This window comes from Spongiibacter tropicus DSM 19543, from assembly GCF_000420325.1.
GTDB classification, from domain to species: Bacteria; Pseudomonadota; Gammaproteobacteria; order Pseudomonadales; family Spongiibacteraceae; genus Spongiibacter; species Spongiibacter tropicus.
In genome coordinates this window covers 2,173,581-2,187,208 of record NZ_ATUS01000001.1, presented here as the reverse complement: position 1 = coordinate 2,187,208, position 13,628 = coordinate 2,173,581, and the positions used below count along the sequence as shown (strand labels likewise).

The window sequence follows — 13,628 nt, the reverse complement described above, 5'->3', positions numbered from 1 at the left end:
CGAGTCCAATCTAAGCTCTCTGCCAAGCTTACAACCCCGGGGGCCGAGACCCTGGACCCCGGCTCAAGTCAGGTATGACCGCATGAAGGAACAAACGATACGCAATGTTCCATCACACCCAGATCACCGTCATGCCGGACCCGATCCGGCATCCAGCACCACCGTACTCAAAGCCACCTTCCGCTCTAAACCAAAGGCAGCTTCAACCTAACCCTCAACAATCCGAACACTCCGCCCACGACCGATGCCGTAATACGCCAAACCATAACCCTCAACCAATTCCGGGTCATACTGATTCCGACCATCTACAATTACCGGATGCGACAGTGCGGCCTTAATCTCTTCAAAATCCGGCGCCTTAAACACGTTCCATTCTGTACACACAACCAAGGCATCCGCACCACTTAATGCGGCTTCTTTAGTCCCCATCAACGTCAGATCAGGGCGACTGCCATAAATACGCTGGGTCTCATTCATCGCCTCGGGATCGTAGGCTTGAACACTAGCCCCTGCCGCCCATAAGGCTTCCATCAACACCCGACTCGGGGCATCTCGCATATCGTCAGTATTGGGTTTAAACGATAAGCCCCAGAGTGCGATTTTCTTACCGCCAAGATCACCATCGAAATACGCAGAGAGTCCATCAAACAGCTTATTCTTTTGCCTACGGTTTACTGACTCGACAGAACGCAATAACTCCGGCACATAGCCAACCTTTTCAGCCGTCCGCACCAACGCCTGAACATCCTTCGGGAAACATGATCCGCCATAGCCACAGCCAGGATAAATAAAGTGGTAACCAATACGTGGATCAGAACCAATACCCTGACGCACTTTCTCAACATCGGCACCCAGGCGCTCAGCCAGATTAGCGATCTCATTCATAAAACTGATCTTGGTCGCCAACATACAGTTAGCTGCGTACTTAGTCAGCTCAGCCGAGCGCACATCCATCACTATCAACTTTTCATGATTCCGGTTGAAAGGCGCATACAGCTCGCGCATCTTTTCTTCAACCTTCGGGTTATCCGTACCGATAACAATCCGATCAGGGCGCTGACAATCGGCAACCGCTGCACCCTCCTTCAAAAACTCAGGATTGGATACCACATCAAACGGCACATCGACGCCCCGTTCACTCAGCACCGCTTCAACGGCCGCCTTGACCTTATCCGCCGTACCGACGGGCACCGTAGATTTGTCGACAATAATCCGATGAGATTCCATGTATGTGGCAATAGTTTTGGCGACCGCCAACACATACTGCAAATCAGCCGAACCATCTTCATCTGGCGGTGTCCCCACAGCGATAAACTGAACGACACCATGCTTCACACCTTGCTCTGCATCGGTGGTGAAATGTAAACGGCCAGCCTCGACATTGGCTTTAACCAATGGTTCCAAGCCGGGCTCATATATTGGGATCAACCCCTTTTTAAGATTCTTAACCCGTTCGGCGTTGACATCAACACATACGACATTGTGACCAACACCGGCCAGCACAGCGGCCTGCACTAAACCAACATAACCAATCCCAAAAACTGTTACTTTCATAGAAACACCCATCCAACATAGACGATTGCGCCTACATAGAAACCCCTTCGTCTCCGGCTTTCTTAAGGCTAATTAACCCCGTGTTTTTCTCTACTATAAAATTTGAAATCCATTTCGACAAAAGATATGAAGGATGATTATCGTCACGATACAGGGGAACCAAGTCTTCGTCGTTATTCATACATCTATTAGACACCCTATTACACAGCAACTCATCGGGATAAACCACAGTCGCGACACTAGACAACCTATTCATCAGCAAATTTACCCGATTATTAGCTTCTTCAAAAACTAGTCTGCTCGTCGACAACGATGGAGGCTCCCCGTATATTTTTCTTTTAGAAATACTTTCAGGAACGCTCCAGCCAGCCTCTGGTATCTGACTGACTATAACCAGGGGAACTGTACGAGAAAGACCGATCAACTCACTCTCGACATAAGAATAAATATCACTACTTAGGTCTGAAACAACATAGTGTTTAGAGTTCTTCCCTGACTCTACACCACCTTCCTGATTATCAAATCGATGCCCCTCCAAATATAACCGCCAACGGGCCGATATAATAACTGGAGCCGGATGATTAGCAATAAAATTAAAAACCTCAGCCCTGTATCGTTCGTGCAACCCATTTTCTATAACAGGAAGCCTAGATGTACCGGGAATCGGAAAACAGCCGTTCTCCGTCCATGAAACCAGCCTGACACCCTTCTCGCTGAGAGCCTCCCGAAGAGCTTTTGAGATTGAAGCAGCATGAGAATCACCTATCAGATACACGAAGGGGCCGTTGTAACTTTCTAAACAATCCTTCGCCAATATTTCAGTCACACCGACACCTGACACAGCACAAACATCGAAGTCCTTCCAAGAAGACTCATCCTTGACAGAAAGAGCAGATATTTGATCTGAAGAAAACCGCCCATCGAAACCTTTGTTAAGGTACCCAAAAACGCCCGCAGCGCAAATCAATAAGGAGCCACACCCACTCAGTAGGAAAATTTTTCCCCTAGAAAATCTACTTTTATCTCTAAAAGGGGCTTCTACATATTTCCAACTGAGATATGCCAAGGCGATAGATAGCACAGATAAAAAATACATGAGAGATTCCGACGGCTCACCAACACTCCTATGCCGTGCAAACGCAAAAATTGGCTGATGCCAAAGGTATGCACTGTAGCTAACCAACCCGACCCATACAAAAATTCGGCCACCTAGGAATCGCCCTAACGAATTATCCTTACTTGAAAAAACGATTATCAAACCGGTACCAACCGTTGGCAGGAGTGCATACACACCAGGAAACGGGGTATATTGGTCATATAAAAATATTGACGCGACCACAAACATCAAGCCAAGCCACGATAAATAATTTCCGCATCTAGAAGAAACTTTACTATCTAATCCATTCTTCAAAGCAAGCGCAGAAAATACTCCAACAAACAGCTCCCAAACCCGGGCAGGAAGCAGGAAAAAAGCTGCGCTTGGCTTATGCGACGAAGCCCATTCTGCAGCCAAAAAACTGGCAACAGTAGCAGCAATAAGAAGCACAAAAAAAACATTTTTCTTATTCCGCCAAAAAATCATGGCAAATATAGGGAAAAAAACGTAATACTGCTCCTCTACAGCCAAACTCCAAGTGTGCAGAAGAGGCTTAAGCTCATTTATGCCTCCAAAATACCCCGACTCAGTCCAGAAAAGTATATTAGACGAAAACAAAGGAACAAATATTAGACTTTTAGAGAAGTCATTAAAATATGAAGGGAGCATCCAAAGCCAAGCAAATGGAATAGACGCAAAAATAACCAAAAAAAGAGCGGGCAGTATCCTCCTCGCGCGCCGTTCATAGAAGTTTATAATACTAAATCGACCTCGCTCAACCTCAGAAAATATTATTGTAGATATGAGGTATCCACTTATAACAAAGAAAACATCGACACCAACAAACCCACCTTTGAAGAAAGATGACCCCGCGTGAAAAAGAATGACGGGCAAGACCGCAACTGCACGTAGCCCATCCACTTCCCTTCTATACTCCATTCCCGCCCCCTTGCGAACTAGCTGTGCCATAACGATGGCTACACATAATCATCAATATCAACATTGGCTGAAACGGTATCGATAACGCTGCAGCGCCAACCACTATCGACGCTGCATAAGCCGAAAAAATACTTGGCCGCCGATAAAGATCAGTAAAAAAAAACAAGAGTATTATCGCCAAAATAGAAAAAGGCACATACCCAGAGTCAAAAATATAATCGAAATAGCTATTGTGCGAATGTATTCCTATTATATCTTTAGCTCTCCCTATGCCATTCCCAAAGGCAGAAAAATCCTCCTTCATCAACGCCAAACTTAAAAGATTATTTCTACTATCGAAGCCCGAGGAGAATGAACGCTCAACGACAACATCTTCATTTGTTTTTAACTCAGAAACCACAAAACCATATAGCGCCGAAATAAGTAGAGATAAAACGACAGATACAGCAGCCCAAGCTAACATCCTAAAGCTAATTTTTTTTATGTAGAATGCCAAAATCCCCACCACCACTGCAATAAGGCCACTTCTTGAAAAAGTCAGCAAAAGAGAGGCCAGTATTATAATGCCACCCACTTTTCTGTACTTAATTTTCTTTTCAGAAAACATCAGCAACAGTGGAAAAATCATAGCTAGAACATAAAAATTTGGATCATCCGCAAACCCAACAAGACGGAGAAGAACACCCCTATCTATCGCATATCCGTAACCCGGGCGAATTAAGTCTTGACCAAATACCGGTCTATCAATGAAAACAAAATACAAGAACATCAAGATAGACAACAACGCAACGATAATGGAAACATTAAAAACAACTTGCTTCTCCCCAGAAGACAAAACCCATCCCTTCCTCATCGAGGATGAAATAAATATACAAATTACTATAGAAAACACAGAAAGGGAGTAAAAATTATAAAATTCTAGAAAAGACGGCAGACACGAAACAAATAAAACAAAAAAAAGAAAGCTATACTTATCAAAAGCCAAAGTCCTTCTGCCGTCAAAAAAAAGAATAGCCACTAGAAAGACAAGCATAATAAGCCATGATGGAACACCGCTCCGACCGATGAGCGCGCCATCTATAAGCCCATTGAACTGAAATATCATCCATATGGAGAAAAAAATAAAAAACTCGGGACTTCTTAATCTTAATGCCGCCATAGCACCAGTTCCAAAAAACTCAAACAGTAACCAAAATTTTCTACCCTACTCAAGCTCTCTCTGATCGACTCAAGAGTATAGCGATTAGAGCCAAAACTGTAGGAACAGCCAGCACTGACTGCCAGCCGACATAACCGAGAAGCAAAGCAATGTTGACCGCAAGAGCCAAGATAATAGCCGAAATAACAAATGTATAATTCTGAAGCTTCATCATTTCCGACGAAACAATCGAAAAATAAAGCCTAGATGTCGTTAAAAACAACAAAATTAGCAAGAATATTAAAAACTCAGAGTCAGAAATATCTATATTTAAAACAATAATAGCCGCAAGAGCCATCAGCAAACCTACACATCTAGAGACCAGCGTGCCTGAAATGCCGTGTCCTTCAGTAAAAATATGTATGGCTCGATGATTTGATGCAAGCGAAGTAGTAATAACCGTCAGCACTCTATAAAAAACGAAAGCTTCTACGTAGTTTTTGCTATCCACGATAGAAACCACAACATAAATATCCAGAAAAAGATAAAAAATTGAGAACAAAAAGTTCAAAACAAAATACTTTCTCTCCCATGATATTAGTCCAATTTTATCGGACCTCAATACCTTTGAGAGAAAGCCAAACGCTGGAAGAATAAAGCTTATCGAAACACACCATATTAGGTAGTTTTTAGGAATGGCTTCAAAGTAAATTGCTAGTATTAAGCACAGAAACAAAGTCGGCCTAAAAACCCGAATCAGTAAAGCCTCCCTCCACTCAAGGCATGCCGCCCTAAAGTTAACAAAGTTCCACACTGTACTGGCAAAAAAGAAAACGACTATTTCAAAATATGAAGATGAACTCTTCTCAAGCAAACTCCATGTACTATACTTTTCTACCAAGTAGAGAAACTGCACAAAGCCAAAAGACATGATCGCTGTCGCCGACAACATAAGCCAAACGTTTATCTTTGAAACGAGCTCAAGTCGCAAGCCACACGCGAGATTCGAAAAACGCTGAAGCCCCAGAAGAATAAATAGGTTTTTCAGGACGGCGTCATCCACAACCCCTTCAAGAAGAAGCAAACAAAAAAACGCCAGCACTTGAGCAAGTACTGACGCCTTTGAAGCCCTCAAAAGCCTCATCATTTTACTTTAATCCCAATACCCGAACTTCTTCAGCGTTTCATTTAACTCTGACATATCGGCAGCTGAATGGTCACAGTTCTTTTCACTCACTGTATCAGGAAGGTCACCTTTCAGAACCAACCAAGGGACAGTGATAAGCTCTCTATCTCTTATCCTTGATGGATGCCCAAACAGCTTGACGCCCAAAAAGCGTTTACAAATTTCCCCGTGGTCCGCAGTGATTACTGTCTGCCCCAGGCCCGGAGAATGATTTTTAGCGATGATATCAAGCACCAATCTGAGGTCACCTTTGTAACCCTCCCAAACCTCATTCGACTCAACCTCCCCATCCAAAACTTTTTCCCATATATTTCTATAGGAAGAAGAAGCAGTACCCTCATTTGCTATCTCTTTAGTTCTAGACTCAAAATTATAATCCTCAAATAAGTGAGGGGCTGTAATGAACGGGATATGCGGCTGCATGAACCAGACGATAATTCTCTTCTCAGGAAATCTATTCCTATATGCCATGAATACTTCATGAATATCCTCTGGCCTAACATTATTTACGTGCTTGTCAAATAAGTGAGACCAGGCGTCAAATCGATAATAAAATGCGTCCGGCGACATTGTGGCAGGATAAGGGTTGGCGCTTATTAGAATGCAATCTCCAAAATACTTTCCACAGAAATTCTTCTCCACAAACTCAGGGCTAGAGGATGAACTACTTTCCTTATCCTGATAAACACTTTCCCTCAACAATGGAAACTCGGGATATATCTCTTTGAATATGTCCGCCCGACAGGAATCAAGAATAAAAAGATTATGCCATTTTTCTTCCATAGCATAGCTAGGTGGAGATATAATCTTTCCGTATAGACGAAGTAACTTAAAAATCAGCCTGGAAAACATTCTTTACCCCTTATTCCGATATAGTTTCTCGTCAACAACCGCCACGGCCCGAGAACAATCCCCCGCCCCACCCAAAAACCGACTCAAGGCTCCAACGCAGTCATCTGGGGAGCTTACTAACTCGCCATAGTTAACCACGTGATAGTCTATATTTAATCTTGACCTCATGAAATAGAACGCTCTTTCTCGAGCTTCAGCCAATAGTTCGACTTGCCTTTCCAAATCGGAAATACCTTCATCTATCATTTTTGACTGAGACCGAGCCACTTCCTCTAGGCTCCGATCCATATAAATCATCTTTATACTAAAATTGTCGCAAATATAAGGTATATAGTTTGCCGTTATCTTTACCCATGACTCCACTTCATTCAAAAAAGATATTTCGCCATGAGGGATACCCTTAACTAACTGGCTTTCGAAGTAGCCGCCGGGATTAGAGGCATCCGACTTCCTCTCGTCGTCATAAAACACATCCTGATCTAGAGCAGACAATATATTCATCATTAGCGATGTACCAGATCTTGGAAGACCTGAAACAACATTTATGCAATGAAAATCTCGGAATGCTTTCATTAAGATCTACCACCCAACAGTGAATCTTTAAAAAATAACATGCATGCATAAGGATAGAGTAACAGCCGCTTTCTATAATGCGACTCTTTGAACGCCCTATACAAAAACCTTATATTAAGTTTATCAACCCAAAGCGGATAGTAATTCAAGCCCTTTGATGACTGCGTAATAAATCCGCCGCAGGTAAAATAGGTTGCAGGGTAATATTTGTATAGTTCAGCCATCACCTCGTCTTGAAGTGGAGCCCCCATCCCTATAATGACAATATCTGGCTTAGATGCCTTTAATGCTTCCAAATAGTCATCGACTGTCTTCCCAAATCCACATTCAGCCATTGATACTATAGTGCCCGGGTATTCTTGGACCACCTTACTGGAAAACTGATTAAGCTCAACTTCACTACCACCTATAAAACCAACACGCTGCTCATTTGCCCTCGCGTACTCAAAGACTACCGGCGCCATTGAGGTCATATCGAATGACCAGCGGTTAGCCTTGATCCCGAGGAATCTAAGCAAAATCACCAATGCAATTCCGTCTGGGAATACGTTATCGGGCACAACTTCCGGAGAAAGCGCTTTGCTTACGTAATATGAATATGGGTTGATAAACCCATTTCTCCTTCCCGCACATAATCTCATTATATCGCCAGATTCCACTACGGAAGTCTTTTTTGCTCTTTCAGTTATAACTGACATTTCATCACTTTAAAGATAACATTTTTAATTTTCACGAGACCTTAACTCTCGCAACCACCTCCACATCAAACCCAGTCTTTTGAAAGGTCTCTTCCGAGGTATTCAGACAGTTCTAAGCGATCTTTTTCAAACATCCGCATAATCTCAGGATTACTCCGAACTATACTATCTAAATCTTCTTCTCTTTTTGATTCGCCGTATAACAACCTGTTTCCAAACTCTGTCTTCTCTATCGATTCTTTAATCTTTCTAAGGCCCACCCATTCCGGAAATAGTCTGTATATTCTATTCAGAATCCCTCTAAAACCACCTATTCCCGTAGATGGGTTAAATTTACTTTTTGATTTTTTTTCGCTTATTTTTACGCCAAAAAAATCATTCACGCCCCTCAACCATAACGCTGGACTATTTTTTAAATCCTCATAGACCAACACAGTGGGTTTATAGTATTTCTCGATTCTTTTTATAGTGGGAAAATACAGAGAGCGCGTGACGCAATTATCTATGTTGTATTTAACAAAGAAATCGAAGTCACACTGAAGATCTCCATTCCTGATGTGTTTATGATAAGCACTAACCAATCGACCGACAGGCTCCCTTATGACAAATAGTATTTTTGCTTTGTCGCCCAAATTTTCGTATATGAGCTCCAGAGATTCATCATCTACCGCGTACTCTGGAGTTATATCCAAACATATCGTCGCATCGTCAAATACCGTTTTATACCACTCAATTCCTAGCTCATATTTCCCCAGCCGTCGGAAGAAATCTATTTCTTTTTCTTTAGGAATTCTTTCCTCTGGAAGTTCAGCAAGCGTCCGATATATCCATGTTGTAGCGGACCTCTGTGCGCCTACGCATATATGTACTGTTTTTACGAATGACACTTTTAATCTCCAGAGATATTGCTTATATATTGAGAGTATCCTGAGCACATTGCAGCCACATCATGTTCAGCAGCTACTAACGCCTTCATTCTGGAGGTTTTATTTTTCGTATCATTCGATGCGTTAATAACAGACTCAACAGCATTTGCGTAATCACGCACATCACCTGATTTCACGATCCACCCGGTATCATCGCGAACGATATCCTCAGTTGCTCCTACAGCATTTGCAACTATAGGTATCCTGTACTGTCCAGCTTCTAGTAGGGCATTAGGCATACCTTCAAAATTCGATACTTGAAGGTATACACCTCCGAGGCAATAGAATTCGTGCATGTTCGACACTTGGCCTCTCAGCTGTAATGAAACCCCTAGCTTTTCGGCCATATTCGATAATTGATCTCTGTTAGGGCCATCTCCCGCGATATCCACTAGTACCTTGTGTCCGCGATCAATTAGTTCTTTAGCCACATCTATCATTTTAAAGTGGTTTTTCTGGTAATTAAGTTTGCCTGCGGAGATTAATCTAATTTGCTCGGAGCAAGCTAGGGGCTCGCCGACCTCATCCTCTATTGCGAGCAGCGGAACACCGATTTTTATTTCCGTGACTAGCTTTTTCTTGATTACTCTCTCAGGCACCAATCGCATGGACAAGGTGCATATGTGAGCAGGGAGATAATCCCACAGGAATTTCTTCCCTTGCCATGCATTGGCTACATTGAAAACAAATTTTGTCTGGCCGCAGAATTTTTCAAGCACCCAGCCTATAAAACCACTTTTCCTTTTAAAAAGAAGGACGACATCAAACCGCCTCTTTCTAACAAGGAAAATAAGTTTTATTATATTAATTGGCAGAAGTAACCAATTGTCCAGCCCTGGCAACCGAGAAAAATCGCCGCCATCAAATTCATACTGGGTGTCACTTGAAACAAAGGTAACTGAATGCCCCTTTTCTTTAATACCCCTATATATTCTATGCGAACGATTCTCTTCGCCACCATATTCATGGTCCGGTATAACAATCAGGACATTAGCCATTTAACAAAATAACTCTTTATATTTTTCAAAAACATAGTTGTCAACAAAGCACTCTACACTGGAGCGCGAATTTTTCTTCATTTCATTATAAAGCTCAGTGTTTCCCGACAGCTCAACAATACTCCTGTTTATCTCTTGGGCGGGAGATTGATCTCTAAGTAGTATTCCATTTTTTCCATCTTCAATGATTTCACTTGGACCATATTCACAATCTAAGGATACAACGGGCGTCCCAGCATATAACGCCTCAGCGAGAACAAGTCCGAACCCCTCGAACCTGGACGTCATTACTAGAAGATAAGCACTTTTCATCAGAGGCATTACATTTTCTTGGAACGGAAGGAAAAGTACCGTTTCAGAAAGTTTATTTTCCGCTATGAAACTTTCCACGTCGGCTCTCATAGGTCCATCGCCAACAATGATCGATGGCATACCTGACAAGAGGGAAACTTCTAAAAATTTTATAGGATCTTTTTGATAATCCAGTCTACCAACCCACAACAAGTACCTACCCTTGTTCTCATTGGCAAAGGGGATACTCAAGGTCTCTTCTAGCTTGGTCTTATGATCATTTGTTATTGCGGGATTATACGCCATCAATATTTTTGACGAAGATATTTTACATTTTTCCAGAAGATGTCGTTCTATGCCACGAGATACCGCGACCACCTTATTGCTGAGGCGGGAAAAAAAGTAGTAATAAGCCACAGCCAGATATTTGTTTTCAGTTTGTATTATCCTTGTTGGGTTATTATGAATAGAAGCTATATGCCTAAAGCCTCTACATCCGGCCAATATGTTTAGGTATTTTGATATGATAACTAAGAGATTTACATGCCAAAGCGCGGAATAAACAATATCTGGCTTCTCATCACGAAAAACCTTTGAAAGCTTTTTTATTGAAGACTTGAATGACGGGCACGACAATTTCAGCAGTTTGATATTTTCCTGAATGCTAAATTCAAGGTCATCATTTTTAAGTGCCGCCACTAGAATTTCATAGCCATCTTTTTCCGCCAGGTAATTAGCCAAACTAATCGTCGCCCTTTGTGCGCCTCCTTTCCCTAGGGATGGCAACACAAATATTACTTTCTTCACCATCCTGACATTAATCCTTTCCAGTTATGCCGTTAACGATAGAAACTATCTCGTCTGCCTCACGATCCATCTCTGCCCGGGGCGCGTATCTAAGGCTCTTTTCTATCAGTTGAGAGGTCGGATGTTGCTTTTTCTCTATCTCCTCCATCGGCAAGAGTACGCAATCACCCAACCTTTCCAGAATCCCCCATTTAGCTCCCCTATCATAGGGTATCCCTATGAAAGGCCTCCCCAAGTAGGAAGAAAGTATGCAACCGTGCATTCTGGAGGAAATCACAAAATCACATTCACGGTATGCAATAGAGAGGTCTTCCAAGGAGGGGTTGCTTTTCGGCCCAATGACCTCACCCAAACTAGACAATTTTTTCCCGATCAGCTCAATCGCCTCATCATTAGGCTCATTTTCTAAAACAGCTTGATTGATGAACTTAAATCTCACCTTGCGACCATTACCTATACTTCCTGCAACTTCAGCAGCTAGGTTCGATACAAATTTTGAATAATTATCTAGCGAGATTCCATTTCGCTTCACCGGATCTTTCGGAACCACTCCTATCGTAAAAATAGAGCTGTCACGCAGATCTGATTCTTCCGCTATATTTTTTTTCATATAAAAGAACGACAAGTCTGGCAGATATTTTAGCTTTTCTTTACTTCCAGACATTATATTTTTTTCAAGAAGCTGTAGTGACACATCCTCCCGTGCATACACACGCTCGCACCTAGAGAAGATCTTTCTCAACAACCATGATCCAGCTACGCTTTTAGGCTCCCATACAGATACACCCAAGGCGTATACCTTTTTCTTCATATAGATTGAGGCAATAGCACAAGTGCACAGATCAAAAAACTCAAAAAACTCAAAAAGTTTTTTATTTCCTCTGAAATTTCTACCATTCCATATAATGACTTCAGAAGCACTTATTTCGCCTAACAGCTTTCTCGCGCCATTTGGAATCAGAAATTTTATTCTTAGCTTCCACATCAGCATAATAAAGTGAAAAACTAGGACATTGGCAACCATAATCAGTTTGTTTGCTAAATTTGATAACTTTCCTGACTTCCTAAAATATAAGCTTAATTTTGGAGAAGGGGTAAATTCTATTGGCCCAATAGCTTTACTTTCATCTAGCTGCTTAGAGAATTCTTTGTACTCATTAATACCCGAGTCTAAAGCAACGACCGACGGCCACTGATCAACTAACTGCAAGATGGCCACTTGCATCATAGCGTCGCCACGATTGTAATCAGACCAATAGTCGACAATTAAAGCCTTATTTTTCATTACACACCCTCAAATACAGCTCTTCATGCGCTTCAACGCAATACTTCAAGCTATACTTTTCCAAATTCACTTGATCCGCCATTTTTTTATAATTTTCCTGATTTCTAACAACGTCACCTATTTTATTAGCTAACTCCTCAACATTTCCCTCTTTAAACAGCAGCTCATCAGGAAGCAGCTCCACATTCCCGAAGCTTTTAGACGCAAGAGGCACAACACCTGAGGCTAATCCTTCCATCAACACAGTGGGCAAAGACTCGTAACCCAAACTTGGAACGACAATAATTTTTGAATTTGCATAAAAGGAAGGCAGATCTTCCTCTGGAACATGGTTGTGAATCTCCCCGCCCAACGCTTTTATTTTTGTTTCGTAGTTTTTTGTGACGTTGGGCTCGCTCACCCAGCCTTGCCCGAACACCCAATCACTTTTAAGAGGGCTCCCTATCTGTGCGTTTACTATGTCTATGGCGTTAAGAAGAATGTCTATTCCTTTTTTAGGCACCGGCCTTCCGACAAAAAGTACGTCAGTATTCCGTTCGCTAGCCGGGTCAGGCTTTCGATAAGTATCGAAGTCAATGCCATTTTGTATGACCGCAATTTTTGACTCTGGAACACCATAGTCTTCCACTAACTCTTTAACTTGGAAGTCGCTTACCGATATAACTTTATCAGCCATTTTGTATATCTTTTTTTCAAGCGAAAACTGCAGGTAGGCATTTATATATATAACAAGGCTTTTAAAGCCTTTAATTTTATGATTGGCTTTAAACTCCGGCCAATGGGTTCCATGGGCCGTTATTACCATGGGTGTGTGCTTTTTCTTAAAAAAGATTGGGGCAAGAGCAGGCGTGTGCACATGAATAATATCAAGATCTTTTTCTTTTCTAACCTTCATGGATATTATCAGGCAGCGTAAAAAGTATTTTGGAAGAGCTGCAAGATAATTTGTGTTTACCCTCTCTTTTTCCTTCCCTCGAAAAAAATCTTTATTTTTACTTGTCGTTAGAAATGACTTATCAAATTTGTCACCTATACCCTTGTAAAGGTAATAGGGGTTTTTGACCATCCCGCCCACCAAAGCCGCAGACTTTGAAAAGTCAAAGTCCCACGCGATAAATAGCAATTTTTTTTTCATTACTCGCCTATAGTTTACAGCTGACTGCTTACAGCCAGCAGACTTTATTTAATTTGATTTACGATTAAAAACGGAGTGATCAGTATTTACATCACTTTTTACAAGGTGGGACAGGTTCTTTGAGAACGTCAGTTACTTAGCGAACTGGAT

12 protein-coding genes are annotated in these 13,628 nt (G+C 41.9%); all 12 read right to left on the bottom strand.

Going from position 1 to position 13,628, the window contains the following annotated elements; genetic code table 11:
* Positions 1-207: 207 nt before the first annotated feature.
* The 12 genes from G411_RS0110240 to G411_RS0110185 all read right to left on the bottom strand — a co-directional run bounded on the left by G411_RS0110240 (position 208) and on the right by G411_RS0110185 (position 13,478).
* Complete coding sequence (locus tag G411_RS0110240) at positions 208-1,554, bottom strand: UDP-glucose dehydrogenase family protein (RefSeq protein WP_022959110.1); 1,347 nt, start codon at positions 1,552-1,554, stop codon at positions 208-210.
* Positions 1,555-1,585: 31 nt separating this feature from the next.
* Entirely contained in the window at positions 1,586-3,619 is a 2,034-nt protein-coding gene (locus G411_RS20060; protein ID WP_022959109.1) for an acyltransferase family protein, read from the bottom strand.
* Positions 3,579-4,748, bottom strand: a complete 1,170-nt coding sequence (locus tag G411_RS0110230; RefSeq protein WP_022959108.1) for a hypothetical protein — start codon at positions 4,746-4,748, stop codon at positions 3,579-3,581. Before G411_RS0110230 ends, G411_RS20060 begins: the two co-directional genes overlap by 41 nt.
* A gap of 49 nt (positions 4,749-4,797) precedes the next feature.
* Positions 4,798-5,874 carry a hypothetical protein gene (locus tag G411_RS0110225; protein WP_022959107.1) on the bottom strand — a complete coding sequence of 359 codons (1,077 nt, stop codon included), beginning with the start codon at positions 5,872-5,874 and terminating at the stop codon, positions 4,798-4,800.
* Between the two features lie 6 nt (positions 5,875-5,880).
* Positions 5,881-6,696 (bottom strand): hypothetical protein, encoded by an 816-nt coding sequence (locus tag G411_RS0110220; RefSeq protein WP_022959106.1) that lies wholly within the window; start codon positions 6,694-6,696, stop codon positions 5,881-5,883.
* Between the two features lie 72 nt (positions 6,697-6,768).
* Positions 6,769-7,338 carry a sulfotransferase family protein gene (locus G411_RS0110215; protein ID WP_157581211.1) on the bottom strand — a complete coding sequence of 190 codons (570 nt, stop codon included), beginning with the start codon at positions 7,336-7,338 and terminating at the stop codon, positions 6,769-6,771.
* Positions 7,338-8,036: a WecB/TagA/CpsF family glycosyltransferase gene (locus G411_RS20055; RefSeq protein WP_084495410.1), complete on the bottom strand. Its 699-nt coding sequence runs from the start codon at positions 8,034-8,036 to the stop codon at positions 7,338-7,340. Before G411_RS20055 ends, G411_RS0110215 begins: the two co-directional genes overlap by 1 nt.
* A 65-nt stretch (positions 8,037-8,101) precedes the next feature.
* The gene (locus G411_RS0110205) at positions 8,102-8,923 is read right to left on the bottom strand and encodes a sulfotransferase family protein (protein ID WP_022959103.1); all 822 of its coding nucleotides are present in this window, start codon (positions 8,921-8,923) and stop codon (positions 8,102-8,104) included.
* Positions 8,924-8,925: 2 nt separating this feature from the next.
* On the bottom strand, positions 8,926-9,960 hold the full coding sequence (locus tag G411_RS0110200) for a glycosyltransferase family 4 protein (RefSeq protein ID WP_022959102.1): 1,035 nt from the start codon (positions 9,958-9,960) through the stop codon (positions 8,926-8,928).
* Positions 9,961-11,061, bottom strand: a complete 1,101-nt coding sequence (locus tag G411_RS0110195) for a glycosyltransferase (RefSeq protein WP_022959101.1) — start codon at positions 11,059-11,061, stop codon at positions 9,961-9,963.
* A gap of 7 nt (positions 11,062-11,068) precedes the next feature.
* Positions 11,069-12,343, bottom strand: a complete 1,275-nt coding sequence (locus G411_RS0110190) for a polysaccharide pyruvyl transferase family protein (RefSeq protein WP_084495406.1) — start codon at positions 12,341-12,343, stop codon at positions 11,069-11,071.
* Positions 12,333-13,478, bottom strand: a complete 1,146-nt coding sequence (locus G411_RS0110185; RefSeq protein ID WP_022959099.1) for a glycosyltransferase family 4 protein — start codon at positions 13,476-13,478, stop codon at positions 12,333-12,335. Before G411_RS0110185 ends, G411_RS0110190 begins: the two co-directional genes overlap by 11 nt.
* Positions 13,479-13,628 lie beyond the last annotated feature (150 nt).